This window comes from Bradyrhizobium sp. BR2003, assembly GCF_009720285.1.
Classification (GTDB): Bacteria; Pseudomonadota; Alphaproteobacteria; order Rhizobiales; family Xanthobacteraceae; genus Bradyrhizobium; species Bradyrhizobium elkanii.
Genome location: NZ_SMYJ01000019.1, coordinates 224,972 through 248,665 on the forward strand (window position 1 = coordinate 224,972; position 23,694 = coordinate 248,665).

Consider the following 23,694-nt stretch of genomic DNA (forward strand, 5'->3'; position numbering starts at 1 on the left):
TTTGCTTTGGACCTGAGCCCGGCTCCTCGCTCAGGCGGCGCAGGCCTTCGCGACCTCGGCCAGCAGGCCACGCGCCCATTTGTGCAGGCCGGATTTGGCCGTTCTGGCGCTCCAGTACATGTCGATCGAGATCGGCACGCGAAACGGCAGCGCGGCGACACGGAGGCCGCCGCGCATCGCCCGCGCCAGATGATACGGGATGGTCGCGACGAGCCTGGTGCCTGTGATGATGCGCTCCAGACTGTCGTGGTTGGGAAGACTGACCACCGGCTCGATCTCGATTTCCCTCGCCTTCAGTGCCTCGAGATAAAGCGGCTGCCACTCGCCGCTGTGGGTGATGAAGACATGCTCGGCCCTGGCATAGGCCGACAGCGCGATCCGGCCGCGCGCCAGCGGGTTGGCCGGATCCATCACGCAGACATAGTGATCAGTGAGGATGTGGCGCCGAAAGAAGCTCTCGCCGGCGACCCCGACCGGACCGAGCACGATGTCGCACCGGTTCTGCTTGAGATGGACGTCGCCGTGGCCTGCGGCATCGAGCAGGACGAGACGAACCTTTGGTGCGCCGGCACGCAGCCGCGTGCTGAACTGCGGGATCAGGGTCTGGCGTTCGTGATAGTTGCAGGAGATCGTCACGCTGCCCTGCGCCGTCGCCGGATCGAATTCCGCCGGTGATGCAAGCCCGTCGATCTCGCCGATCATGTCCCGCGCCCAGGCGACCAGCGCCGCGCAGCGCTCGGTCGCCGTCACGCCGTTGCCGCTGCGGACGAACAGCGGATCATGCAGCGCGCCGCGCAGCCGCTCGATCGCATAGCTGATGGTGGACTGGTTGACGTCGAGCCGCTTGGCGGCGGCGGAGAACGACTGCAGGTCATAGACCAGCACGAGGGTCCGCAGAGTCCCGATGTCGACCGGATCGATCGAGGAATTGGCCGCCACGCTGCACCTCCCTGCATTGCTGGCGGCCCAGCCTAGCACAAGGTCATGGAATATTTCGATGGATTGGATCAATCCCATCGAATTGAGCGATCGTGCACCCGGAGCTAGCCTTGGCGAAAAAGCGCTCCCGGGAGGACCAATGACCAGCGCCGTGCCCGTCGTCACCGATATCGCGTATCAGGATCTGCTCGACGACCCCTATCCGATCTTCCGCCGCCTGCGCGAGATCGCGCCGGCGGTCTTCGTCGAGGCGGCGAAGCTGACGCTGGTGACGCGCTTCGACGACATCACGCGGATCGAGCGCGATCCGGTGACCTACTCGGCCGACAATCCGGCCTCGCTGGTCAACAAGGTGATGGGGCCGACCTTCATGCGCAAGGACGGCGCCGAGCACGCGATCGGCCGCAAGGCGATCGAGCCCTCGTTCCGCCCGGCGACGATCAAGGAGCATTGGGCGCCGCAATTCACCGCGATCGCAGACAAGCTGATCGACGACCTCTCCGCTAGCGATGAGGCCGATCTGTTCTCCGCCCTTGCCGCGCCGATGGCTTCGCTCAGCCTGATGGCGATGATCGGATTTCGCACGATGCCGTGGCCGACCCTCGCCGACTGGTCGCAGGCGCTGATCGACGGCGCGGGCAATTACGCCGGCGATGCCGAGGTCGAGCGCAAGGCGATGCAGGCGAGCGCCGATGTCGATGCCGCGATCGACGCGGTGCTCGACGATCACCGCAGCCACCCCAATCCCTCGATCCTGTCCTCGATGGTCAATGCCGATCCGCCGATGCCGATCGAGGGCATCCGCGCCAACATCAAGGTGATCATCGGCGGCGGCCTCAACGAGCCGCGCGATGCGATCCTGACGCTTGTGCTCGGCCTGCTGGAAAACCCGGCGCAGAAGGACGGCGTGCTGGCGAAGCCCGAGCTGTGGCCGGCGGCGCTCGAGGAAGCGGTGCGCTGGATCTCACCGATCGGCATGTATCCGCGCCGCGTCACCCGCGACGTCGATCTTTCCGGCATCACGCTGCCGCAAGACCTTCAGATCGGCCTCTGCGTCGGCGCCGCGAACCGCGACGGCGGCCGCTTCGCCGAGCCCGACCGCTTCGACTTGACGCGGCCCAAGCAATCGCATCTGGCATTCGGCGCCGGACCGCATTTCTGCGCCGGCACCTGGGTGTCACGGCTCACCGTCGGCAAGATCGTGGCGCCGATGCTGTTCGCGCGCTTGCGCAATCTGCGCCTCCGCGCGGAGGCGCCGCCGGTCGTGCGCGGCTGGGTGTTCCGCGGTCCGGTGACGCTGCCAGTGCGATGGGACGCTTAACGACCCGGAGGGCAGCACTTTAACGTGGTCATGCCTGGGCTTGTCCCGGGCATCCACGTCTTTGGGTCCGCTCAAAGAAAGACGTGGATGGCCGGGACAAGCCCGGCTGTGACGCATTCGTTGAACGATGACGACCCGACAGAGCCCTCACGCCGCCAGCGCGTTCTCGACGAGCTTCACGAAATACGACGTGCCGAAGACGATCGCCTCGTCGTTGAAATTGTAGGCAGGATGATGCAGGCCGGCGCTGTCGCCGTTGCCGCAGAAGATGAAGGCGCCGGGCCGCGCCTCCAGCATGTAGGAGAAATCCTCGGCGCCCATCAGCGGCGGCATTTCGTGCACGTTGGATGCGCCCGCGACCTCGCGCGCGATGCGGCTCGCGAATTCGGTCTGCGCCTCATGGTTGACGGTGACGGGGTAGCCGCGCTCATAGGTCAGATCGATCTTGGCGCCGGTCATCTTGGCGACGCCGTCGACCACGTCGCGTACGCGCTTCTCGATGAGGTCGCGCACCTCGCGGGTCAGGGTGCGCACGGTGCCGCGCAGCTCCGCGGTTTGCGGGATCACGTTGCGGGCGTTGCCGGCGTGGAATTCGCACATCGAGATCACGGCGGAGTCGAGCGGATCGACGGTACGCGCGACGATCTGCTGCAAAGCGGTGACGAGCTGCGCGCCGACCAGCACGGAATCGATGCATTTATGCGGCCGCGCGGCGTGGCCGCCGAGCCCTTCGATCTTGATGTCGATCGCATCGGTCGCGGCCATGATCGGGCCGGTGCGGATCGCGAATGAGCCGATCGGAATCCCCGGACCGTTGTGCATGCCGTAGACCTGCTCGATGCCGAAGCGATCCATCAGGCCGTCCTTGATCATCGCGGCGGCACCCGCGCCGCCCTCCTCGGCCGGCTGGAAGATCACGACCGCGTCGCCGGCGAAATTGCGCGTCTCGGCGAGATAGCGCGCCGCCCCCAACAGCATCGCGGTGTGGCCGTCATGGCCACAGGCGTGCATCTTGCCCGGCGTCTTCGAGGCGTAAGGCAAATTGGTCTGCTCGTGAATCGGCAGCGCATCCATGTCGGCGCGCAGGCCGACCACCTTGACGTCGCCCTTGGCCGGCCCCTTCTTGCCCTTGATGACCCCGACCACGCCGGTCTTGCCGAGCCCGGTCGCGACCTCGTCGCAGCCGAACTCGCGCAACCGGTCGGCGACGAATGATGCAGTGCGGTGCACATCGTAGAGCAGCTCGGGGTTTTCATGGATGTCGCGGCGCCAGGCCTGGATATCGGGTTGCAGATCGGCGACGCGGTTCACGATGGGCATGAGAATTCTGGCCTCAGAGGTTGAACGTAAGTCATCTCTAGCATGCAAGAGCCGGTCCACCCAAACAGATGTGGCATGCTCGCGGCTGGGGCCTGCATTCGCAAACGGGATGCAGGCCGTCCCTTGCCGGACTTTGCGCAGACCTCAGGCCTGATATCGTCGCATCCGACCAAAGCCTAATAGTGCGGGACATATCGCGCACGGATACTACCCCAGGTTTTCCGCGCCGAAATCCTCTCGCCTTCCAACAAGGAGCGGCTGCATGACGCCGGATCAAGCGGTCCTGTTTTCCACCATCATCCTGCTGGTGCCGATGGGATACTTCCTGCTGGCGGCACCGGCGTTCCTGCTTGTGAAGCTCGACGTCCCGCCGGTCACCCGGCTGCTGCGCGGCATGTTCAATGCCTACTTCCTCGTGCTCACTGTCTCGGGCGTGATCGGGACACTCGCCTTTGCCGCGGCCGGCCGGTTCGCCGTTGCGCTCGGCATCGCCTTGATCGCGGGGTTCGCGGTGCTGGCGCGGCAATGGTTTCTGCGGCGGCTCGATGCAGAGGCGGACGCGAGAGACGCCGGCGATCCCACCGCCGTGCGGCGGCTGCGCCAGCTGCATTGGGGCGGCATGCTGTGCAACGCGGTGCAGGTGTTCGTTCTGGTCGGCAGCATTCCCTACATGGCACCGCTGCCCTGATCGCTCGTCCGGATGCGGTTCCCGGCTGTCGCTATGCGTCGCGCTTCCGATGCGGATCGTACTTCGAAAGAACGTCCTTGAGGTAATCCCGGCTTTTCCATTCCGGGGCGGGCGGCTCGTACCCGGGCCGAGGCACGTACAGATTCGCTGGTACGTCTGCTGAGGCACCCATCAGGTCCGGAACGTAGCGCGGGCAATTTGGAAAGATTTCACATTTGACGCGTACGACGACCTTCGCGCCATGATGCCCGGCAAGCACTTCGGCGCTGTCGTGGATCGTCGCTTTGCCCCGGATGCGCGTGCGAAACGTCTTGCCGTCGAGCCGTACGAACAACAGCCCGACGTTCGGATTGCGGTGAATGTTGCCGAGCGTCCGATACATGTTGTTGCCGTCGTACTCAGGGAATTCAAGCGTATCGGGCCCGGTGATCTTCACGAAGCCGGGATCGCCGGAACGCATCGAGCAATCGACGTTATCCTGATAGCTGGTCGCGATGAAAAAGAATCGCGTTTCCTCGATGAGCTTGCGGTCCTGTTCCCAAAACTCGAAGTGGAGGCGATGCTTCTCGAGGCCGTCGGCGACACGACGACCGTCGAAGCGGTCCTGCAACTCACGCATTCCGTCGTGGTAGAAAGGAACGCGGACTGGGTCGGCCACGGGAATCCTCCAGCAAGTTGAGCAATCGATCTGCACTTTGACGCGGCCGGGATTTTTCCTTGGCAGTTCACCCGGCCAGCAAAGCGAAAGACTATTCATTCGGCATGGGTGTGGAAAGCCATCCAGGTCCGAAGCGGATGAAAAGGCCCCGATGACGGCCGTTCCCTACCCTGATGTGAGCATCTGGCTGCGGATCTCCTGCGCGGTGCGGCGCAGCGGCAGCAGAAACTTCTTGCGCGCGCCGGCTTCGCTCACCGTCCCCGAGATCGTGTTGACGCTGAGCGCGGCGACCACCGCGCCCGCGGGATCGCGCAACGGCACGGCGATGCCGCAGATCGCCGGATCGAGCTCGCCATCGACCCAGGCATAGCCGTCGCTCTCGACCCGCGCGAGCAACTCGCCAAGACGCTCCGGATCGGTGACCGTGCGCGGCGTGACCTGCTTGAAGCCCCCGGTCGCGAGATAAGCCTCGCGGGTGCCAGGCGGCAGCGCCGCGAGCATGACGCGACCGAGCGACACCAGATGCGCGGGCAGCCGGCTGCCGACGCCGAGATTGGCCGAGAGTATCCGCCGCGCCGGCAGCCTTAGCGCGTAAACAATCTCGTCCTCGTCGAGCACCGCCATCGCGCAGGACTCGCCGACCTCGTTGCGCAGGTTTTCCAGCGCGCGCTGCGCATGCCCCCAATATGGCAGCGCGTTGAGATAGGACAGGCCGAGCCCGAGCGCGCGCGGCCGCAGGCTGAAATAGCGTCCGTCGGAGGCGCAATATTTCAGCGCGATCAGGGTGGCGAGGATACGCCGCGCGGTGGCGCGGTTGAGGCCCGCAGTGTCGGCGGCCTCCGCCAGCGTGTGCCGCCCCGGCGGCTTGCCGAGTGCCTCGATGATCGAGAAGCCGCGCGCAATCGCGCGCACGAAGCCGTCACTCTCTTTGCTCATGGCGGGCGCCTGGCTGGTTCCGTCATTCGCGCTCACGACATCGCAGCCCGCATGGCTGCCTGCACATGACGCGGCCCCGTACGCTTGTCAGAGGCCCCCGACCGCGCTAGCGTCTATTCATACAGCGAATGAATTGTTCGCCTAGCGAACTCAATAGCAGGAGGATGCACGATGGCGCAAGCAGAAAGTTCTGCGGCCACCCCGTTCGAAACCGATTTCTGGAAAGACGCGAAGCTGCGCAAGGTGTGGGACGACATCGTCCCTGGCGAGCCGCGCAAGACGCTGCCCTACAAGCTCACCCAGGAAGCGATCGCGCTGTACTGCCGTGCGGTCGGCGAGACCAATCCGCTCTATCTGGACGAAGCCGCCGCGAAGGCCGGGCCCTATGGCGGGCTGATCGCGCCGCCCGCGATCCATATTCTGCTGATGTTCGCCTGCACGCCGGCCGACGACTGGATGCGCTCGCCGGGCACCGTCAATGCCGGACAGTCCTGGAGCTACAACATCCCGGCCCGCCCCGGCGACACCATCACCCTGCAGGCGCGCGCGCTCGACAAGTTCATCAAGCGCGAGCGGTTGTTCGTGGTGCACGACAACGTCTTCTTCAACCAGCATGGCGACGTGATCTGCTCGGGTCGCGGCCAGACCATCCGTCCGATGTAGGGAGGATCACCATGACCACAGCGAATTTCGAATCTCTCAAGGCCGGCGACACCATCGACGGCCCCGCATTCGCGGTTTCGCGCGAATCGATCCGCCTGTTCTGCGATGCATCGCTCGACTACAACCCGCTGCATCTCGACGACAACTACATGAAGGGCGACTTCGGCAAGACCAATTTCGGCGGCATCATCATGCACGGCATGAACAATTTCGGCCTGATCTCGCGCATGCTGACCGACTGGGCGCATCCCGCAGGCGCGATCCATCGCAGGCTCGAGACGCGCTGGCTGAAGCCGGTGAAGCCGGGCGACACCATCCGCCCGGCCGGCACCATCAAGGCCAAGCAGGTCACCGCAAAATCGCGCTGGGTTCTGGTCGACGTCGCCGTGCAGAACCAGCGCGGCGAGACGGTCGCGGCCGGCGAAGCGATGCTGGAGTTTCCAGCGACCGCGAAGCCGAACTAGCGGGACGCACTCGATCGGAGCAACGGGCTCCGCCTCGCCCCGCGTGCGGGGAGAGGCCGGGGATTCTCCGCGGACCCAGCTATCGCCGCATTATGCGAAGGCAGCCCCTCACCCCAGCCCACTCAGAGCGAGCTTCGCTCGTCTCGACCCCGTAACAACGCGAGGGAGCGCAGTGCCCTCGCGGCACTATTCGCCCAACAATCAAAAGAATCATTCGGAGGTTTCGATGCAGGATGCGGCTCATTCGCAGCTCTATGGACGGATCGCCTGGCGCCTGATCCCGTTCCTGCTGGCGTGCTACACGGTGGCGATCATCGATCGCTTCAACATCGGCTTTGCCAAGCTGCAGTTCCTGCACGACCTCAAGATCGACGACGCGGTGTTCGGGCTTGCCGCCGGCATCTTCTCGGTCGGTTATGTCGCGCTCGAAGTCCCGAGCAATCTGCTGCTGGTCAAGGTCGGCGTCCGCAAGACGCTGCTGCGGATCATGGTGCTGTGGGGCGTCGTCACCATGCTGCTCGCGCTGGTGCAGAACCAGTATCACCTCTACCTGCTGCGCTTCCTGCTCGGCGCCGCCGAAGGCGGCTTCTTCCCCGGCATCCTCTATTACCTGACGCTGTGGTTCCCGGATCGCGTACGCGGCCGCATGACGAGCCTGTTCGTGATGGCGGTGCCGCTCGGCGGCGTCATCGCGGGACCGTTGTCGGGCCTGATCATGGATCACATGCAGGGCGTCCACGGCCTGCATGGCTGGCAGTGGCTGTTCATCCTCGAAGGCGGCCCGGCTGTGCTGCTCGGCATCGTCGCCTATCTCTACCTCGCCGACGGACCGCAGGTCGCGAGTTGGCTCAGCGTCGACGAGCGGCGGCAGGTCGCAAGCGACCTCGCCCGCGACCGCGCCGCCGTTCCCGGCACCACGCGGAGCTTCGCGGCGGCGCTGCGCGAACCGCGCGTCTATCTGCTCTCCTTCATCTACTTCGCGTTCTTCTGCTCGCTCAACACCATCCTGCTGTGGACGCCGACGCTGCTGAAACGCGTCGGCGTGGCGACGACCACCGAAATCGGCTGGCTGAGCGGCGCGATTTCGGTTGCGTCCGCGATCGGCATGGTGGCGATCGGCTACAGTTCCGACCGCACACGAGAACGGCGCCGGCACGTGGTCTGCTGCGGCCTCGTCGCAGCGGCGTGTTTCATCGCCTTGCAGGCCGCGCAAGGCAGCGTGCTCCTGACCGTGACGCTGCTTGCCGTCGCATCGATCGGCATCTTCGCGATCCTGTCGCTGTTCTGGACGATTCCGAACGCGATGCTGGAGGGCAGCGCCGCGGCCGGCGGCATCGCGCTGATCAGCGCGATCGGCTCGTTCGGCGGCGCGGTCTGCCCTGCGCTGATCGGCTGGATGAATATCGCAACCGGGAGCATCTACGCACCGCTCGCCCTCGTCGGCACCGTGCTCGGCATCGGCATGCTGACGCTGATCGTCTGCGTTCCCCGCGCGAGACATGAGGTCACACTGGCCGAACCGAGCCGCCCCTGATCATCCAGCACCCCCGACACGCGCCGCCGGGCTTGTGTCGGCCCGCTGCGTCTGGATAGAACTCGGTTCTGACTCTGTCAGAACCAGGTTCTATTTTCTTGTATTGACGCGTTTTCTTCACGCGAACCGGGCTCCACTTCGCTCGAAAACGCTATAGAACGACGTCAACAAGAGACGCTTGCCGGGAACGAGGACATGCCGCGAAGGCTCGAGGGTGATTTCGACTACATTGTCGTCGGCGCAGGCACGGCGGGCTGCATCATGGCCAACCGCCTGTCGGCCGATCCGAAGAAGCGCGTGCTGCTGCTGGAAGCCGGCGGCAAGGACAATTGGATCTGGTTTCATATCCCGGTCGGCTACCTCTTCGCGATCGGCAATCCGCGCTCGGACTGGATGTTCAAGACCGAGGCCGAGCCGGGCCTCAACGGCCGCGCACTCGCCTACCCGCGCGGCAAGGTGATCGGCGGCTCCTCCGCCATCAACGCCATGATCTCGATGCGCGGCCAGGCCGCGGACTACGACCACTGGCGGCAGCTCGGCCTCACCGGCTGGAGCTACAGCGACGTGCTGCCGGCGTTCAAGCGGCTGGAGGATCATTTCCTCGGTGAAAGCGAGCATCACGGTGTCGGCGGCGGCTGGCGCATCGAGGCACCGCGGCTGTCGTGGCAGATCCTCGATGCGGTCGGCGATGCCGCCGAGGAGATGGGCATCAAGCGCATCCCGGATTTCAACACCGGCGACAATGAAGGCACCAGCTATTTCCACGTCAACCAGAAGCGCGGCCGACGCTGGTCGTCGGCGCGCGGCTTCCTCAAGCCGGTGCTGAACCGCGGCAATCTGCGGCTCGAGACCGACGTGCTGGTCGACCGCCTGATCATCGAGAGCGGCCGCGCCGCCGGCGTGCTGTTCCGCCAGGGCGATGAGGTGGTCGAGGCCCGCGCCAGGGGCGAAGTGATTCTCTGCGCTGGCTCGATCGGAACCACGCAGGTGCTGCAGCGCTCCGGCATCGGTCCGTCCGAATGGCTGTCGCCGCTCGGCATCGACATCGTGCTCGACGTGCAGGGCATCGGCCATAATCTGCAGGACCATCTGCAGCAGCGCGCGATCTACAAGGTATCCGGCGTGCGCACGCTGAACGAGACCTACTACAACTTGATTCGCCGCGGCCTGATGGGCCTCGACTACGCGTTTCGCCGCCGTGGTCCCCTGACCATGGCGCCGTCGCAGCTCGGCATCTTCACGCGCTCGGACGCGACGCGCTCGCGCGCCAACATCCAGTTCCACGTGCAGCCGCTGTCGCTCGACAAGTTCGGCGATCCGCTGCACCGCTTCCCCGCGATCACGGTGAGCGCCTGCAATCTGCAGCCGAGCTCGCGCGGCACGGTGCGGATCCGCTCGACCGCGCCCGACGACAAGCCGTCGATCGCGCCGAATTATCTGTCGACCGACGACGACCGCCAGGTCGCGGCCGACGCGATCCGCACCACGCGCAGACTGATGCAGCAGAAGGCGCTGGAGAAATATCATCCCGAGGAATTCCTGCCCGGCCCCTCGGTCGGCGACGACGATGCCTCGCTCGCCAAGGCTGCCGGCGACATCGGCACCACGATCTTCCACCCCGTCGGCACCGCGAAGATGGGAACGGCCAACGATCCGATGGCCGTGGTCGACGAGCGGCTGCGCTTCTACGGCCTGCACGGCCTGCGCATCGCGGATGCCTCGGTGATGCCGACCATCACCTCCGGCAACACCAACACGCCGACGGCGATGATCGCCGAGAAGGCAGCGGCGATGATCCTGCAGGATGCGCGATAGAACGACGATGAACGCCCCGAAGCGCTTTCTGGTCGGCGATGCCGGCGCACAGCTTGCGGTGGCGCAATGGGGCGAGCCGGCCTCGGACAAGCCGCCGGCGCTGCTGCTGCACGGCACAGGCTTTGTCGCGGAGGTGTGGACCGAGGTCGCAGAGGCGCTGGCGGCCGATTACACGATCTACGCGCTCGACCGCCGAGGCCATGGCCTGAGCCACAAGCCGCCGGCCGATCGCTATCACTTTCAGGATTTTGCCGAAGACGTCCGCATGGCGGTGGAGCGCCTCGACCTCCAGGACATCTACGGCATCGGTCACAGTGCCGGCGCAACCGACCTGCTGCTCGCAGCCAGACTGATGCCCGGTCGCTTCGCGCGCCTGCATGTCACCGAGCCGACCGCGATGGATCCGCGCGTGCCGCGCGCCGGCGGCCTCAGCGACATCGCGCGCGGATCCGTGCAAGGCGTGCTGCGCCGCCGGGCCGAATTCGACAGCGCCGACGACCTGTTCCAGCGGCTGCGCGCCGCGCCGGCCTTCGCGCCATGGACCGAACGGTCGCTGTGGGCCTATGTGCATCACGGCTTTGCGCGGCTCGACGACGGCCGCATGCGGCTGCTTTGTACGCCGGAAATCGAGTCGGCCCTGCTAGGGCCGATCTTCCAGGCCATGGAGCAAATCTACACCGGCGACGGCCGCGGCAATCCGTTCCCGTGGTTCTCCGACATCGCCTGCCCGGTCTGCATCGCGACCACTGAGCAGTCATGGCCGATCTACAAGGAGATGGCAGGCCGCGCCGCGGCGCTGATCCGGCATGCGAGCCGATGGACGTTCGACGGTGTCGGGCATTGCGTCGCACAGGAAGCGCCGGAACTGATGGTGGCGGCGCTCAGGACGTTTGCCGGGCGCGCCGACTAGGGCGTGCACGTATCGATGCGTTGCATCTAGCCGTAGTGATCAAGCTCGCTCAGAGCAATTCGGACCTCTCGCGCGAAATCCACCAACGACACGATGAAGGCCGCAACGGAGACAATAAAGAGGATGGCAACGCCTCGCTCGTGCTGGATGTGAAGGAACGCACTCACAAAGCCGACAACGATGACAACGCTGATCGAAATGCTTCCCATGATGGACCAGAAGATCGCGCGATTGATCATGGTGGCGCGCCGAGCAAGACGCGGCAGGTCTGCCTTGAGCCGGCACCTCGCCTGATCCTGATCAGAAATTTGGTTCAGGTAAATCGATCTGTCGATGATCCGGTTGAGGCGGGAAATCAGCACCGCGATAAAAGCCGCCAATGCGCCGAGCAGAAATGCGGGCGCAGCCGCCTGAGAAATCACGTGAGAGAGCTGACTGACCGACGGCGTATCCGGCAACATCGACTCGACTTTCGGGTTAGCGCGGCCGAAACCAATCAGGCCGACATTGGCAACCTGGACCCTGCAGCCTGGCCATCACGACTCCGAAGTATCGAACCGGCAGCGGCGACGATTGCCCAGCCGGCGTCCCAACGGCCGGCATCGACGGCCTCTGGCGCGAGCGCGGCGCATCGTGGCGTGATCTTGGCATAATTGTAGGCACGCACAACACTGCTATTTTGTCACGATCCGTCGGGTCGGCGTCACGGTGCTGGTCGGTGCCATCGGAGAGATCGAGAACGTCAACCAGGAATTCCAGCCGGCCGGGCGATTTTCCGCTGCGAATTCTCCATACCCTTTGAGATTCAGATAACCCTGCATGTCGCCCACGGGAAACAGGAAGCCGATCTGCGGTCCAACGCCCAGCACGCGGGACCGAAAGCCCCCCAGGACAGGGTGCTGGCCGAAATCATCGGTGACCTGCTGATAGGCATATCCAACCAGGCCAACGAAAACCTGCTTTGAAAGAAACTGGGAGGAGCCCCAATCCAGATGGAAGTCGATCCCGTTCTGATACTGCGTATCCTGATTCTTGAAATTGTAGGTGAAGCCCCCGACTGCAGAAAATTCATGGCCCGCCTGCGGGTTGAAGTAGGTGTAGCCGCCGCCTGCATCGATGGCGGCATGACCGATGCCGAGATTGGCGAGGCTGCTCGGACTGTATGCTCCGACCGGAACGTCTCCCGTTACATAGGTCATGAAATTGTGCACGCCGGCGTTCCACTTCAGCGTCGCTTGCGGGTAGAGGTCACCTATCGATGTGATTGAATCGCCGAAGCTGCCGGTGCGGGTAGTCGCCAGCGGACCGACGGCCGCCGTCAGCGTCCCCACAAGATCCGCACTCGACCGCCCGAACAGCCCGGTCACGCCGATGGCAAGCTGGCCACCCAGCACCGGCGTCGCGAACGTATAAGTGGGATTGAGAAGGATGAGATCCGCCTGCGCGCTCAGATGCAGGTTTAGATCGACGTTTACCGCAGCAGGGATTCTGCCGACCTGGATTTCCCTGGCGGCCGCGGCATTGCCGAATGCACTTACACTGGTGTGATAGTAGACCTCCGCCATCGACCAGCCGGGGACCTGCGGGGTCGCAGCGAGGCTGCCGAAGCGGCCGGGAAGCCAATATGAGACGCCACCCTCGTCGGCACGCGCGGCCTCAGACGAAACTGACGCCATGACCAGTATCATGGCGATGCCGGCATCCCTGAGCGTCTTGCCTCGCCCGTTTGGTTGCCGCCTCATCGAAAGACCGCGAAGTCGCATGTCACACCCCCTTTTGGTGTGTACGGAACGACCTGTACGGCTCGCTCGAGCATACGATTCGCCCCCGCAAATTGTAGCACGTTGATTCATGCCGGCCCCGGTTGGAGCCGGCAAGAATCCAGTTTCTCAGGCGCCGATCTTCTTGGCGGCCGGAACCGTCCAGGTGCCGTTGATGATCGAAGGGTCGGTTTCCTGCGGCCAATACATCCGTAGCATGAGTATGAAATCTCCCTCGGGCGCAGGAAGCCAGTTGGATTCCTTGTCTTTGCCGGGCGAGTCCTTCTGAATATAGAGATCGGTCGAGCCGTCCGGATTTTCCTTCAGATTTTCCCGCGCACTGATCGAATATCGGTTGAGCGGATTGTTCACGAAGAAGTAGCTGCTGTCGTACATCGTGAGCGACCAGAATCCCTCGGCCGGAGGCAGATGGCCTTTGGCAAACCGCATGACATACTTGTTCGCACCATTGTACTTGCGGTCATCCGCATCCTTTTGCGAGGTCGGATAGACCGCATCCTGCGGGCGGTTGGCGCCAAGTCCGATCGCGGTCACCAGGGCCCGCATCAGATAGTCGGTGCCGTAGATGCCGGTTTTCGTCGTGTACGCAAAGCCGTTCTCGTCCTTGACGGCCTTGTTGACCTTGAACTGAAGCATGATCCTGTCGAACGACACCTCGGGGACACGCTTCAGGAAATCCGCCTTCAGCTTGGTCTCGTCAAAGTCGCGTCCGGGTACGATGCCGATGCGGGCAAATTTGGCGAGCTGGGCCGCGTCTGCCGCGTATGGCGGGTTGGTTTTCATGAGCTCGCAGAGCAGCTTGAAATACGACACCGCGTCCATGCGATTGACCTGTTCGCGAACGGCCGTCTTCATGTCGATCGAAGGATCGACCTTTCCCGGAGGCGGCGTGTACGGCTTGCCGTAAGCACTGAGCGGAACGAGCTTGCACTCATCTTGCAGCTTGTGGACGGCGGCGTAATCCTCCGGCGTTCCGGTGCAATAGATGCGGCCGAGCAGCCACACGATGTTGGTGGGCGATTTGTACTCCTTCACGCCATCCGGCAGCGTCCCTTTCCAGCCGGGCCCGGTGATGGCATAGGTTTGTGCGCCGGTGCCGGTGGTGCGCTTCCCCGGCACCTGGAATACCGTCGTCCAGCCATCCAGCATGGGCATCAGGAAATAGCGCCCCTCCATGTCCGGGATGCTGAGGACCCACGGCTCTTTCCCGACGTCGAAGAAGGACGTGGTGTAGAGCGTGTCCGCGTTGGGCGCAGTGACATCGCGAAACGATGCGTCCGGATATTGGCGCAGCTTGATGATATGGCCCATCGGCCCCCGCGTGCCCACGGGCTCCGCGACGTTGGTGATGATCCTCCGTGTCATCTCCATCGTCACCAACGGATAGCCGAATATGTAGGCGTCGCTCGCGAGCCAAAAGTCCTCCAGGCCCTGACCGACCCCCAGGAAAGCTCCCTCCTCGGCGACGGCTGGTCGACCTATCGCCGCCCCGGTGAGCAGACCCATTCCGCCGAGCGCAAGATTGCGACGAGTAATCTCCATTGTTCTCTCCCTGTATTCAAGTCGAATGGTCTTCAAACGATCGTCCGGTTGCTCCGACTGTCGGCGCGCCGTGAAAAGTCTCCGATCTCGCAGTTACGGCTGCATCCTGATCCCGAGCGCCGCTCTCATATCCTTGAAGACCACTGCGATCGCTTCGATGATGAGCTGGTCAGGATGCGCCTTGCAATGTTGGATCACTTCGTGCTCGGCCTCGCGGGACTTCTTGATGTCGAGGTAGTGCTTGCGCGCGAGGCCGTTGTACCAACCGCTGTACCAGGCAGTGAGAAGATCGGCGTCTCCCTGCCACGTTCCGGCGAGTTGCGCGCAGGTCAGCTTCTGAACATCCAGATAGCCTTCGGCGTTGGCATAAGCGCTCAGGTCCGTCTGCGCATGCGCCGACTGCATGCCGGCGACAATCAGCAATGCTGCAATCATGGTTCGTCCCATGATCCCCTCCTGTGAGCTCGCGTGTTCGGCCTAGCTCGGACCGACCTTCCATCTGTCGGCCCAGCGGCGGTGACCCGGCGGTCGCGTTGATCAGTAACAAGGCGGATACGGATAGTATCCGCACCGCGGGGCGTAATACGGATAGGCTGCCGCGGCTCCAAGGGCGGCCGCACCCGCGACTGCAGCGCCGCGGTAGTAAGCACCTCGCCAGGCGGTGCGGCGGGCAACCCCGGCAAAAGACAACGGCGTGAATGGGCGACCGATGATGTCGATAAAGATCGACGCCGGTCCATCAGCCCCCGCAAGGTCACCTTCGAGCATATCGACATCGAAAGTCAGCCTGTCGCCCTCGAGCTTGGGCGATTTCAGGACGACGACGGCGTCGGCTACCGATGATCCGTCTTTCCTGAACCCGGACACGGTGGCGTTTGGAGGATCTTTCGCAAAATTGTCACTGCCATTGCCCCAATCCTCGACAATTCGCGACGTGAGATCGTGACCAGCCGCCCTCACGGGCCGATCGGCGAACACGATCGCATTCGGTGAAACTCCCGTCAGCACAAGCTTCCCGTCCTTCAAGCTCGCACCGCGCGAGTTGAGGACGAAGAGCGATGGCACGACTTCCGGCTTTGCCTGACCTATCGATTTCTCAAGCGGTACGTGTGGTTTGTTCTCGGGTACGGATTGGGAAAGCACCTTATGGGGAACGGCAATCAATCCGGCAACGCAAAATACCAACAGAGCTGAGCGAAGGGTCATGTTTGTTATCTCCTTAGGCCCTTTGGGGACCGCAATCTTGGCAATCAGCTTCGCTAAGCATTTCGCGCCAATTCAGATCGCGCGTCTTGCCATTTCGCGCCAATGATCGGAATTGTCATCGCCCGACCACGTGAGATGTCTTGCGATGGCTCGCCCGGCTCTGCCTATCGGCAAGTTGCTGTCGTCTGTAAGCGACGGGTTTGATCTGCATCAAACGGACGAAAATCCGGCTGAAGCTGCTAGCGTTGCTGTAGCCGAGGAATTTCGCGATTTCCGACAGTGGCTTGCCTGAGTCCACGAGCAAACGACAAGCGATTTTCAAGCGAACTTCCGCAAGCATTTCGCTGTGGCTGGTGCCCATGCGACCGAGATGACGCTGCAACGTGCGCGAGCTGATCTTGAGGGCGCGAGCGGTGCTATCCAGGGTTGCGTCACCGTGTCGCAGCGACGCGGCAATGACCGCGCGGACCGCCTGGGCTGAAGGCAATCGGACAGCTCTCATCGGTTGGTTTGAGGCGTGATGCCCGTGCTCCTGCAAGAAAAACGACGCTTCAGGATAAAGCAGCTTCGAGCACCGATCTGGCCATCAGCCGCCAAAACTTTCGCCGAGCGGAATTGGTCGAACGCGTCACCCCCGACTGCGCAATTAAGACAACGCAAGAAGAGTTCCGGCCTGCTAAGCTACTATCGCGGCAAAACTTCTTGGGCAGGTAAGTAATGACCGTTATTCCATTGACCCGTTGTCAATTTTTGATTCCATTCGCCGAGCTTCATTCTGAAATAGGCGGCCCTACAGCAGCACTTCTCGCCAAATTTCAACTCCCGACGTCCTTTGAAGAAAAAGCGGATCATTACGTACCTTTGCTGCCGACCGTCCGGTTCGCGACGGCCGCCCAGCAAAAGCAGGGCCTGTCAGAGATTGCCTTTCGCGCAGCCCAGCGGCTCTCGTTCGAACATTTGAGCGAAGCCATGCGGGCGCGAGTGCGCCATGCGCCAACCCTATTGGTTGCCCTGCAGCAAATATGCCGCTGGGCACCGTGCGAAGATACGATCCTCCAACTATGGCTCGAGTTAAACGGCGAGAGTTTGAGGATTTGCAGCAAACTCATTGGAACGGAGGGCATTCCCCATCTTGAGATATCCCAGTGGCTTCAGAACATATTCGTCCTGCACATCGTCCGTGAGTTCGCCGGGGCGAGTTGGTCTCCAAGACTGATCGCGTTTGAAGCGCTCTATACGCCGAGCCCTGAGGTCAAGTCGCATTGGCCGAACACGCGCTTCATGTCGGGTCAAAAGGCCTCATGGATCGAAGTGCCGGTCGAACTCCTCAGCCTTGCAAATCCCGCGAATGACTTTCAACCAACGCCGTCCGATCACGCGCCGCAGTCATTTGGCAAGGACGTCGTCAGCGCACTGAAGCTGAGCTTGCCCTCCTACCTGGATCAAGGAGGCCTCACGATCATGCAGGCAGCCGAGATGATGGGAGTGAGCACCAGGAGTCTACAACGGAGGCTTTCGCTCGCAGGGCTGACATATTCCGGTCTGCTTGAGCAGGCTCGCTTCAACAATGCGGCCAAGCTTCTTGGCAGAACTGAAATCAAGATCATCGACGTGGCATTCTCATCGGGCTATGCCGACCCTGCCCACTTCACGCGAGCTTTCCGCCGGATTTCCGGTTGCACCCCGCGGGAGTTTCGGGAGAGGTCGAGGAACGGACAAGCGACGATCGATCGGCTCGCCTCCCGGTCCGATGGCAATCGCGCCTAGGGACCGTCACACAGTCGATTCCCAATGGCCCGCCGGGCACAACCTCCTTCAACAACATTCTCGAATTTGACTATGCGCTCGATTCCGATGAGACCAGAGGCTTCCTCAGCAGTTTCCAATACACGCGAACCGACGTCGACAGTTCGCTGGGAAGGATCAACCCGAACACGATTGCCTATGTCGGCGGCTACTATCAATGGCCGAACAACTGGAAGTTTACCGGCCGTGCGGGCGTGCAATCCTTCGATGGCGCGCAGCTTCTGAACCTCGCGTCGATTGAGCCCTTTGCACAACCGATCGTGCGGATCGATCTCGACCGCGTGGACGATAATGACAACCGACTGTTTGGCGTCACGGCCGAAATCATGTGGGTGCCGAAACCCGCCTGTCAACTGACGTTCAGAACGCCTCTGTATGCCGTCAAGAACTAGCCGGCGCCCCGGCGCACGAGCAAGCACCGAGACCATCCGACGAGGGTGCGAGCGACCCGCCCCCGGCGGTGCTCCGCGACGGGTAGATCTACCCCGGGTCAGCTTGACTGTGTCCTCTGCGGCCATCGCCGGGTTGGCCATCGGCCCGCGAAGCGCGCCGGTGGCAACCGATCGTCCGGCTATCGCTGATCGTCGAACGGCTTGACCGAGTAGGCCGGCGCGCGCACCGGCTGGATCGTCAGCCGATAGGCGATCAGGTTGGTGCCATCGAATGCCTCGAGCAAGTAGTCGCAAACGGGACAGTGATACTCACCCTTGGCGCCAGGTTCGGACCATAGCTCCAACCGCCGGAAACCTGCGCCACAGCACGCGCACGTTACATCCGCTTTCCGCACGTTGGTCCTCTTGGCAGGGTTCCGCAGGACTTAAAACACCAGGTGAACTCGGCAAAGAAACGATCGCAGTCGCCTGACTGAGGCGAAAGCAAATTGCCATGGAACTCACATTCGCATTCTAGGCAAGATGCTTCGGCAGCAAAGTGCAGATTGTGCCTGGAGTGGTTGATGATAGCTGCCTGACCTGTTTCGAACGCGCGCCCTGCTGCATTCCGTTGATCTACGTCAAGCTCGCGCGCCGAAATTGTCGCAGCTTCACGGCTCGCAAAAATCGTCCGTGAGGGAGGACACGCCATGCTTCGTTGTATCCTCGCCGCTCTGGCGGCTCTGGTTCTCGTCGCTGTCTGCCTGATACCTGATGACGCCTATGCCCGTCGCGGAGGAGGCGGCGGCTTCCGCGGCGGCGGAGGCGGCTTTCACGGCGGCGGGATGCGTGGCGGTGGCATGCATGTAGGCAGCGGAAGGGTTCACGGTGGAGGATATCGCGTTGCCGGCCGCCCGCGCCCCTCACACCCGATCGCAGGCCGTCCGGGCTATCCCGGCCGACCGATTGCGGGGCGCCCTGGCCGCCCGGTCGCCGGCTATCCCGGCTACGGCAGAGGCTACTATCGGCCAGGCTGGGGCTATGGTGCTGCTGCCGTCGGCGCAGCGGCCGCGGCCGGCGCGTATGGCGCCTATGGCTACTACGGCAACCAAGGCTGCTACTACAATGAATACGGGCAAATGATCTGCCCGCAGAACCCGTATCAGTATTGATCCGGCTGAGCAGCAGTCGATGGACCTGCGGTTGCACCGCCCGGGCTCGCTGTCGAGCTTCGGTCAGGCATCGGCATGTCCATGTTGAATGGACCGATCGCAACGGGACGCCGCGATCGCCATCGTGGCGGTCCCTCGAATTTGCGTTCCCGAGGAGACGACTCGATGGAGTACGACGCCTTCACCGACGCGAGCCTTAAGATGATGTACGAGGCTGTTCGCGGCGCGCTCGAAGCCGACGATGAGTTCGAGGCAAACGGTGAAGAGCCAAAATTCCGGGTCCGGTCGACGGCCGAATGGAAGCGGCATGCCGGCAATCTTGAGGCCGAGATTCTGAAACGGGGACTCCAGATCGACATCATCGACTGGACGCGCGGTCAGAGCGAGCTACCGCTGTAAAGCCATCAGGGGTCCGCGTGAACGCGACGAGGAATAACGCGCCTTCGTCCGGATCGGTGCCGGCAACGCTCGCCGCTGGTCAAACCGGGCCGTGCGATCCCGGTGGCACCATGTACAGGGTCATCGCGAAAATCGCATAGATGAGCACGAGCAAGGCACCGATAAACCATGCCGACCGTCCGCTGTTGGTGATGAAGCAGGACGTCACGGAGGCGATCATGACCATCGTCACGGCCCCCGGCCAGAACTGCAAATCCATCGGCTTCGGACCGACGACGTAGCTCAGAAGCACCAGCGCCGGCGCGACAAACAAAGCGATTTGAGACGCGCTGCCGAGCGCGATGCTGACGCTCATATCGAGACGGTTCTTGCGCGCCGCAGAAAACGCGACCGCCATTTCTGCCGCGGCGCCGACCAGCGCGACGATGATGAAACCGACGAACGCCGGGCTCAATCCCAGCGTCTCGCCCGCTTTCTGCACCGAGCTCACGAATATTTCGCTGACCAGTGCAACCAGCACCGTGACCACGAGCAGGGTGCCCAACGCAAATCCGATCGGCCAGCCGGCGCCGCCGGTTTCGCCATGCTCCTCGCTTGCGAACAGCTCCTTGTGTGTCTTGAGCGAGAACAGCAAGCCGAGCCCATAGGCACATATCAGCAGCACGGCGAGGCCCGTACTGAGCGCCAGCGCCATAGCTGCGCCGCGCGCCGGATCGAGGTCGGCAACAGCCGAGGGCGCAAGCAACGCAATCGTGGCCATCAGCAACAGCGCTGCGTACATCCTCCCGCCGGCCCGATTATACTCCTGAACGTGATGGCGGAGCCCACCGAGCAGAAATGATGCGCCGAGCATGAAGAGTGAATTGGTGACGATGGCACCAGCGATCGATGCCTTGACCAGCATGTATTCTCCGGCATGCAGCGCAGCGATCGCGATGATCAGCTCGGTCAGATTGCCCAAAGTTGCGTTGAGCAGGCCTCCGACTGCGTCGCCGGTCTTCTCTGCGACGCTTTCCGTCGCATGACTGAGAAGGGTGGCCAACGGCACGATGGCCAGGACAGCGAGCACAAACAGCGCGGTGTGGGCGGACGGAGCTGCCGTCTCGACCGCCAGCACGATCGGCACGAAGACCAGCATCCAGAGCAGTGGCTTATGTCGAATTTCCTTGAGCAGATGGTGCATGGTACCGCCCGGTCGCAACGAGGTCGACGGCAGTTTCTGAACACCGCGGTCCGCTGAACCTTGATCTAGCTCAATCCGGCGCCACCGTCGCGCCAGTCACGGCCTGAGCCGGACCAGCCGATCCGGAGCCTCACGGAATTTCCCGAACGGTCAGAAGCACGTCCATATTTTCGGGCTCCCTCACCCTTTTGACCTAGATCAACCCGGGCTGATCAGATTGCGGTTGTTCTCGCGGACATCCTTGATGAGCAGCTCAGGAGCTTACAATGACGAGGAACGCAGCTGTTGCAGCGATTGCATTTTTGGTGACGACCTCGTCTCTCGCTTTTGCAGCAGAGACATCCACGACTGTCGGAGCCGCGCAACCCAGCGCCGCCGACTTGAAGAGCCTGACGGACATGCGTGTCGGCATCGTCAAGGCCGCCTTGCAGCTGACGCCCGATCAGGAAAAATATTGGCCCGCCATCGAGGAAGCCATCCGTGCGCGAGCGAAAAACCGGCAGGCTCGGTTGGAGCGGATTGCCGAACTCCAGGAGAACGGACCGATGGAGGTCCTTGGTGGAAGCAATCCGGTCGAGATGATGCAACGCAGGGCAGACCGGCTGATTCAGCGCGGGACCGATCTCAAGAAGCTCTCCGATGCCTGGGAGCCGCTCTACAAGACATTGAGCGATGATCAGAAGCGAAGGATGGCATTCGTGTCGTTCGCTGTCATGCGCGGCGTGCGAAACGCGATCGAGCAGCGTGGCGGTCCGGACGACGAGGACGAATAAGGCCAACCGGACGCAGGCGAACAGCCCCCTGCTGGTTTGTGCGTGAAATGATTGGACGCTCGATCAAGGGCGAGCGTCAAGCGTACCCGCCAAACGAAAACGCCGTTTTGCAACCGTCCATCCATGTTGCGGGCGATTCCATGTTGCGGCGCGCAAGGTCGCTTCGTAGGAAAGCACCGCGTTCATCAACCCGGTCATTCCGGCGGCGGAAAGCGGTCGAAGGTCGGGAGCTCATGCGCATCCTCCATCCAGCGCAGCCGCTCCGCGACCTGGATATGCATCATGGCCGGCACGCGATCGGGATCGTCATAGGTGCCGCTCTGGATGTCGATGAACCCGGGCAGCATGTTGCCATTGGTATAGAAGAGTCCGCCGCCGCAGTTCGCGCAGAAGTGCCGCCGGCCATGCTCAGAGGATCGGTAGATCCTGGGCTGCCCCTTGGTCACCTTGACCATGTTCTCGGCAACCGTGACCCAGCCAACCATCGGCGCGCCGGCGTGGCGCCGGCAATCGGTGCAGTGACACAGCGCATGGACGACCGGTTCGCCGGTCACCTCGTAACGGATCTCGCCGCAGTGACAGCCGCCGGTGACGTCAGCCATGTTTTCCTCCGCTCGATCAGTGGTTTGCCGGGTCGATAACGCTGCAAGCACCAACGCTTCAAGTGCGCATCCTGCCCTTGCGTCGAGCTGTCGCGCGGTCCCCTGCGCCCCGATCATGCGGGCCTCACGAAATCGTCATCTCTGCCCGCGGCCGCGCCAAAGCGTCGGGAATAAAGCCCCGGCCCCGCCGATCATCTCCCCGGAAACCCAATCCCTGGGCCCACGGGAGACCTGCCATGAGCGGACACGATCACGACCATCGCGATGAGGAAAGAGGCGTCAGCCGACGCAAGGTGCTGGAATGCATGACCTGGGCCGGCACCGGCGTGCTGTGGACCGTCACCGGCGGCGTGCCGCATTCGCTCGGCATCGTCGGCTCGGCCGCGGCTGCGGAAGCGGCGCCCGGCATGACCTTCATGCAGATCAGCGACAGCCATGTCGGCTTCGACAAGCCGGCCAACCCGAACGCCATCGGCACGCTGGAAGAGGCCATCAACAAGGTCCGGGCGATGCAGGTCAAGCCGTCCTTCATGATCCACACCGGCGACATCACGCATCTGTCGAAGGCGTCCGAATTCGATGACGCCGATCGCATCATCTCGCAGGCCAAGCTCGACGTGCACTACGTGCCGGGCGAGCACGATTTCATCGACGAGGAGGTCAAGCTCTACAAGGAGCGCTACGGCCGCGGCACCAAGGGTCCGGGCTACTATTCCTTCGATGCCGGCGGCGTGCATTTCATCGGCCTCGTCAACGTCGTCGACCTCAAGGGCGGCGGCCTCGGCAACCTCGGCAACGAGCAACTCGAATGGCTGGAGAACGACCTCAAGGGCCGTTCCAAGTCGACGCCGATCGTGCTGTTCGCCCACATCCCGCTGTGGACGGTCTATCCGCAATGGGGCTGGGGCACCGAGGACGGCGCCCGCGCGCTGGAATACGTCAAGGGCTTCGGCTCGGTCACCGTGCTCAACGGCCACATCCATCAGGTGATGCAGAAAGTCGAGGGCAACGTCACCTTCCACACCGCGCGTTCGACCGCCTTCCCGCAGCCGGCGCCGGGCTCCGCCCCCTCGCCCGGCCCGATGAAGGTGGAGGATACCAAGCTGCGCAGCATGCTCGGCGTCGCCAGCATCAACTTCAAGCAGAACAGCCAGCCGCTGGCGATCATCGACACGCCGCTGCAAGGCTAAGGGACAAGACCGATGAGTTCGATCAATCGACGCGACTTCGGGATTGCCGTGGTCGCGACCATGCTGCTGCCGGTCACGGTGGCCCGCGCCGAAGATACCGCGGTCCATATCGACAACTTCTCGTTCACTCCGCCCCAACTTGACGTGAAGGTCGGCACCACCGTGACCTGGACCAACCGCGACGACATCCCGCACACCGTGGTGTGTGCCGGCAAATTCCGCTCCAAGACCATGGATACCGACGGCACCTTCTCGTTCACCTTCACGGAGCCCGGCGAGTACAAGTATTTCTGCTCGCTGCATCCGCACATGACAGGCAGTGTCAAGGTTGGGTAACGTGACAACCCATACAATCACAACCATGCCCGGCCGGTGGCCCTCCGCCTCCGGCCGGGCGCGAGCCGTCTCTCGACATGCCGGG

26 protein-coding genes and 1 pseudogene are annotated in these 23,694 nt (G+C 63.1%); 14 read left to right on the top strand and 13 right to left on the bottom strand.

Features of this window, described 5'->3' with window-relative positions; translation table 11 throughout:
* Positions 1-30: 30 nt before the first annotated feature.
* Positions 31-939, bottom strand: a complete 909-nt coding sequence (locus E2I15_RS14145) for a LysR family transcriptional regulator (RefSeq protein WP_137476468.1) — start codon at positions 937-939, stop codon at positions 31-33.
* A gap of 139 nt (positions 940-1,078) precedes the next feature.
* Between E2I15_RS14145 and E2I15_RS14150 the strand changes: the two genes are divergently transcribed.
* Positions 1,079-2,260 (top strand): cytochrome P450, encoded by a 1,182-nt coding sequence (locus tag E2I15_RS14150; protein ID WP_137476469.1) that lies wholly within the window; start codon positions 1,079-1,081, stop codon positions 2,258-2,260.
* Between the two features lie 147 nt (positions 2,261-2,407).
* Here the strand turns inward: E2I15_RS14150 and E2I15_RS14155 are convergent, their stop codons facing one another.
* Positions 2,408-3,580, bottom strand: a complete 1,173-nt coding sequence (locus E2I15_RS14155) for a M20 aminoacylase family protein (RefSeq protein WP_137476470.1) — start codon at positions 3,578-3,580, stop codon at positions 2,408-2,410.
* Between the two features lie 262 nt (positions 3,581-3,842).
* On the opposite strand from E2I15_RS14155, the gene E2I15_RS14160 reads away from it, so the two are divergent.
* Positions 3,843-4,268, top strand: a complete 426-nt coding sequence (locus E2I15_RS14160; RefSeq protein ID WP_137476471.1) for a hypothetical protein — start codon at positions 3,843-3,845, stop codon at positions 4,266-4,268.
* 31 nt (positions 4,269-4,299) lie between these two features.
* On the opposite strand, the gene E2I15_RS14165 is transcribed toward E2I15_RS14160, so the two are convergent.
* Together E2I15_RS14165 and E2I15_RS14170 are read right to left on the bottom strand one after the other, a co-directional pair.
* A complete protein-coding gene (locus E2I15_RS14165) occupies positions 4,300-4,926 on the bottom strand; it encodes a pyridoxamine 5'-phosphate oxidase family protein (RefSeq protein ID WP_170991381.1) in 627 nt (208 codons plus the stop codon).
* Positions 4,927-5,091: 165 nt separating this feature from the next.
* Positions 5,092-5,862 (bottom strand): IclR family transcriptional regulator domain-containing protein, encoded by a 771-nt coding sequence (locus E2I15_RS14170; RefSeq protein WP_137476473.1) that lies wholly within the window; start codon positions 5,860-5,862, stop codon positions 5,092-5,094.
* Between the two features lie 171 nt (positions 5,863-6,033).
* Here E2I15_RS14170 and E2I15_RS14175 point away from each other — a divergent pair, with 171 nt between their 5' ends.
* The 5 genes from E2I15_RS14175 (at position 6,034) to E2I15_RS14195 (ending at position 11,248) form a co-directional block, all read left to right on the top strand.
* On the top strand, positions 6,034-6,525 hold the full coding sequence (locus E2I15_RS14175; protein WP_028331684.1) for a MaoC family dehydratase: 492 nt from the start codon (positions 6,034-6,036) through the stop codon (positions 6,523-6,525).
* A gap of 11 nt (positions 6,526-6,536) precedes the next feature.
* Entirely contained in the window at positions 6,537-6,989 is a 453-nt protein-coding gene (locus tag E2I15_RS14180) for a MaoC family dehydratase (RefSeq protein ID WP_137476474.1), read from the top strand.
* Between the two features lie 226 nt (positions 6,990-7,215).
* Positions 7,216-8,523 carry an MFS transporter gene (locus tag E2I15_RS14185; RefSeq protein WP_137476475.1) on the top strand — a complete coding sequence of 436 codons (1,308 nt, stop codon included), beginning with the start codon at positions 7,216-7,218 and terminating at the stop codon, positions 8,521-8,523.
* A gap of 195 nt (positions 8,524-8,718) precedes the next feature.
* Positions 8,719-10,338 carry a GMC family oxidoreductase gene (locus tag E2I15_RS14190; RefSeq protein ID WP_137476476.1) on the top strand — a complete coding sequence of 540 codons (1,620 nt, stop codon included), beginning with the start codon at positions 8,719-8,721 and terminating at the stop codon, positions 10,336-10,338.
* Between the two features lie 7 nt (positions 10,339-10,345).
* On the top strand, positions 10,346-11,248 hold the full coding sequence (locus E2I15_RS14195) for an alpha/beta fold hydrolase (RefSeq protein WP_137476477.1): 903 nt from the start codon (positions 10,346-10,348) through the stop codon (positions 11,246-11,248).
* 26 nt (positions 11,249-11,274) lie between these two features.
* Here the strand turns inward: E2I15_RS14195 and E2I15_RS14200 are convergent, their stop codons facing one another.
* The 6 genes from E2I15_RS14200 to E2I15_RS14225 form a co-directional block, all read right to left on the bottom strand.
* Positions 11,275-11,709: a DUF2721 domain-containing protein gene (locus tag E2I15_RS14200; RefSeq protein WP_137476478.1), complete on the bottom strand. Its 435-nt coding sequence runs from the start codon at positions 11,707-11,709 to the stop codon at positions 11,275-11,277.
* Positions 11,710-11,922: 213 nt separating this feature from the next.
* Positions 11,923-12,936 (bottom strand): SphA family protein, encoded by a 1,014-nt coding sequence (locus E2I15_RS14205; RefSeq protein ID WP_170991385.1) that lies wholly within the window; start codon positions 12,934-12,936, stop codon positions 11,923-11,925.
* Between the two features lie 201 nt (positions 12,937-13,137).
* On the bottom strand, positions 13,138-14,571 hold the full coding sequence (locus E2I15_RS14210; protein ID WP_137476479.1) for a DUF1254 domain-containing protein: 1,434 nt from the start codon (positions 14,569-14,571) through the stop codon (positions 13,138-13,140).
* A 93-nt stretch (positions 14,572-14,664) separates the two neighbouring features.
* A complete protein-coding gene (locus E2I15_RS14215; RefSeq protein WP_137476601.1) occupies positions 14,665-15,006 on the bottom strand; it encodes an HdeA/HdeB family chaperone in 342 nt (113 codons plus the stop codon).
* Between the two features lie 102 nt (positions 15,007-15,108).
* Positions 15,109-15,777: a hypothetical protein gene (locus tag E2I15_RS14220; RefSeq protein ID WP_196238909.1), complete on the bottom strand. Its 669-nt coding sequence runs from the start codon at positions 15,775-15,777 to the stop codon at positions 15,109-15,111.
* Positions 15,778-15,892: 115 nt separating this feature from the next.
* Positions 15,893-16,264, bottom strand: coding sequence for a helix-turn-helix domain-containing protein (locus tag E2I15_RS14225; RefSeq protein ID WP_246667890.1), 372 nt, complete (start codon positions 16,262-16,264; stop codon positions 15,893-15,895).
* Between the two features lie 230 nt (positions 16,265-16,494).
* On the opposite strand from E2I15_RS14225, the gene E2I15_RS14230 reads away from it, so the two are divergent.
* Together E2I15_RS14230 and E2I15_RS14235 are read left to right on the top strand one after the other, a co-directional pair.
* Positions 16,495-17,544: an AraC family transcriptional regulator gene (locus tag E2I15_RS14230; RefSeq protein WP_137476481.1), complete on the top strand. Its 1,050-nt coding sequence runs from the start codon at positions 16,495-16,497 to the stop codon at positions 17,542-17,544.
* 2 nt (positions 17,545-17,546) lie between these two features.
* Positions 17,547-17,975: pseudogene (locus tag E2I15_RS14235) on the top strand (hypothetical protein); the annotation flags it as partial.
* Between the two features lie 179 nt (positions 17,976-18,154).
* Here E2I15_RS14235 and E2I15_RS14240 read toward each other — a convergent pair.
* Positions 18,155-18,319 (bottom strand): hypothetical protein, encoded by a 165-nt coding sequence (locus tag E2I15_RS14240; RefSeq protein WP_246667891.1) that lies wholly within the window; start codon positions 18,317-18,319, stop codon positions 18,155-18,157.
* Positions 18,320-18,664: 345 nt separating this feature from the next.
* Between E2I15_RS14240 and E2I15_RS14245 the strand changes: the two genes are divergently transcribed.
* On the top strand, positions 18,665-19,126 hold the full coding sequence (locus E2I15_RS14245) for a hypothetical protein (protein ID WP_137476483.1): 462 nt from the start codon (positions 18,665-18,667) through the stop codon (positions 19,124-19,126).
* A 165-nt stretch (positions 19,127-19,291) separates the two neighbouring features.
* The gene (locus E2I15_RS14250; RefSeq protein ID WP_137476484.1) at positions 19,292-19,525 is read left to right on the top strand and encodes a hypothetical protein; all 234 of its coding nucleotides are present in this window, start codon (positions 19,292-19,294) and stop codon (positions 19,523-19,525) included.
* 79 nt (positions 19,526-19,604) lie between these two features.
* On the opposite strand, the gene cax is transcribed toward E2I15_RS14250, so the two are convergent.
* Positions 19,605-20,708 (bottom strand): calcium/proton exchanger, encoded by a 1,104-nt coding sequence (cax, locus tag E2I15_RS14255; protein WP_137476485.1) that lies wholly within the window; start codon positions 20,706-20,708, stop codon positions 19,605-19,607.
* Between the two features lie 266 nt (positions 20,709-20,974).
* Here cax and E2I15_RS14260 point away from each other — a divergent pair, with 266 nt between their 5' ends.
* Positions 20,975-21,481, top strand: coding sequence for a Spy/CpxP family protein refolding chaperone (locus E2I15_RS14260; protein WP_051003116.1), 507 nt, complete (start codon positions 20,975-20,977; stop codon positions 21,479-21,481).
* 194 nt (positions 21,482-21,675) lie between these two features.
* Here the strand turns inward: E2I15_RS14260 and E2I15_RS14265 are convergent, their stop codons facing one another.
* Positions 21,676-22,083, bottom strand: coding sequence for a GFA family protein (locus E2I15_RS14265; protein WP_137476486.1), 408 nt, complete (start codon positions 22,081-22,083; stop codon positions 21,676-21,678).
* Positions 22,084-22,319: 236 nt separating this feature from the next.
* On the opposite strand from E2I15_RS14265, the gene E2I15_RS14270 reads away from it, so the two are divergent.
* Positions 22,320-23,273, top strand: coding sequence for a metallophosphoesterase family protein (locus E2I15_RS14270; RefSeq protein ID WP_137476487.1), 954 nt, complete (start codon positions 22,320-22,322; stop codon positions 23,271-23,273).
* 12 nt (positions 23,274-23,285) lie between these two features.
* Complete coding sequence (locus E2I15_RS14275; RefSeq protein WP_137476488.1) at positions 23,286-23,609, top strand: cupredoxin domain-containing protein; 324 nt, start codon at positions 23,286-23,288, stop codon at positions 23,607-23,609.
* Positions 23,610-23,694: the final 85 nt, after the last annotated feature.

What these genes read in the sequence shown, in the direction of transcription:
- E2I15_RS14150 (WP_137476469.1), top strand. Translation starts at nt 1,079, where the DNA reads ATGACCAGCGCCGTGCCCGTCGTCACCGATATCGCGTATCAGGATCTG.
- E2I15_RS14155 (WP_137476470.1), bottom strand. Translation starts at nt 3,580, where the DNA reads ATGCCCATCGTGAACCGCGTCGCCGATCTGCAACCCGATATCCAGGCC.
- E2I15_RS14160 (WP_137476471.1), top strand. Translation starts at nt 3,843, where the DNA reads ATGACGCCGGATCAAGCGGTCCTGTTTTCCACCATCATCCTGCTGGTG.
- E2I15_RS14170 (WP_137476473.1), bottom strand. Translation starts at nt 5,862, where the DNA reads ATGAGCAAAGAGAGTGACGGCTTCGTGCGCGCGATTGCGCGCGGCTTC.
- E2I15_RS14175 (WP_028331684.1), top strand. Translation starts at nt 6,034, where the DNA reads ATGGCGCAAGCAGAAAGTTCTGCGGCCACCCCGTTCGAAACCGATTTC.
- E2I15_RS14180 (WP_137476474.1), top strand. Translation starts at nt 6,537, where the DNA reads ATGACCACAGCGAATTTCGAATCTCTCAAGGCCGGCGACACCATCGAC.
- E2I15_RS14185 (WP_137476475.1), top strand. Translation starts at nt 7,216, where the DNA reads ATGCAGGATGCGGCTCATTCGCAGCTCTATGGACGGATCGCCTGGCGC.
- E2I15_RS14190 (WP_137476476.1), top strand. Translation starts at nt 8,719, where the DNA reads ATGCCGCGAAGGCTCGAGGGTGATTTCGACTACATTGTCGTCGGCGCA.
- E2I15_RS14195 (WP_137476477.1), top strand. Translation starts at nt 10,346, where the DNA reads ATGAACGCCCCGAAGCGCTTTCTGGTCGGCGATGCCGGCGCACAGCTT.
- E2I15_RS14200 (WP_137476478.1), bottom strand. Translation starts at nt 11,709, where the DNA reads ATGTTGCCGGATACGCCGTCGGTCAGTCAGCTCTCTCACGTGATTTCT.
- E2I15_RS14205 (WP_170991385.1), bottom strand. Translation starts at nt 12,936, where the DNA reads ATGATACTGGTCATGGCGTCAGTTTCGTCTGAGGCCGCGCGTGCCGAC.
- E2I15_RS14210 (WP_137476479.1), bottom strand. Translation starts at nt 14,571, where the DNA reads ATGGAGATTACTCGTCGCAATCTTGCGCTCGGCGGAATGGGTCTGCTC.
- E2I15_RS14215 (WP_137476601.1), bottom strand. Translation starts at nt 15,006, where the DNA reads ATGATTGCAGCATTGCTGATTGTCGCCGGCATGCAGTCGGCGCATGCG.
- E2I15_RS14220 (WP_196238909.1), bottom strand. Translation starts at nt 15,777, where the DNA reads ATGACCCTTCGCTCAGCTCTGTTGGTATTTTGCGTTGCCGGATTGATT.
- E2I15_RS14230 (WP_137476481.1), top strand. Translation starts at nt 16,495, where the DNA reads ATGACCGTTATTCCATTGACCCGTTGTCAATTTTTGATTCCATTCGCC.
- E2I15_RS14245 (WP_137476483.1), top strand. Translation starts at nt 18,665, where the DNA reads ATGCTTCGTTGTATCCTCGCCGCTCTGGCGGCTCTGGTTCTCGTCGCT.
- E2I15_RS14250 (WP_137476484.1), top strand. Translation starts at nt 19,292, where the DNA reads ATGGAGTACGACGCCTTCACCGACGCGAGCCTTAAGATGATGTACGAG.
- cax (WP_137476485.1), bottom strand. Translation starts at nt 20,708, where the DNA reads ATGCACCATCTGCTCAAGGAAATTCGACATAAGCCACTGCTCTGGATG.
- E2I15_RS14260 (WP_051003116.1), top strand. Translation starts at nt 20,975, where the DNA reads ATGACGAGGAACGCAGCTGTTGCAGCGATTGCATTTTTGGTGACGACC.
- E2I15_RS14265 (WP_137476486.1), bottom strand. Translation starts at nt 22,083, where the DNA reads ATGGCTGACGTCACCGGCGGCTGTCACTGCGGCGAGATCCGTTACGAG.
- E2I15_RS14270 (WP_137476487.1), top strand. Translation starts at nt 22,320, where the DNA reads ATGAGCGGACACGATCACGACCATCGCGATGAGGAAAGAGGCGTCAGC.
- E2I15_RS14275 (WP_137476488.1), top strand. Translation starts at nt 23,286, where the DNA reads ATGAGTTCGATCAATCGACGCGACTTCGGGATTGCCGTGGTCGCGACC.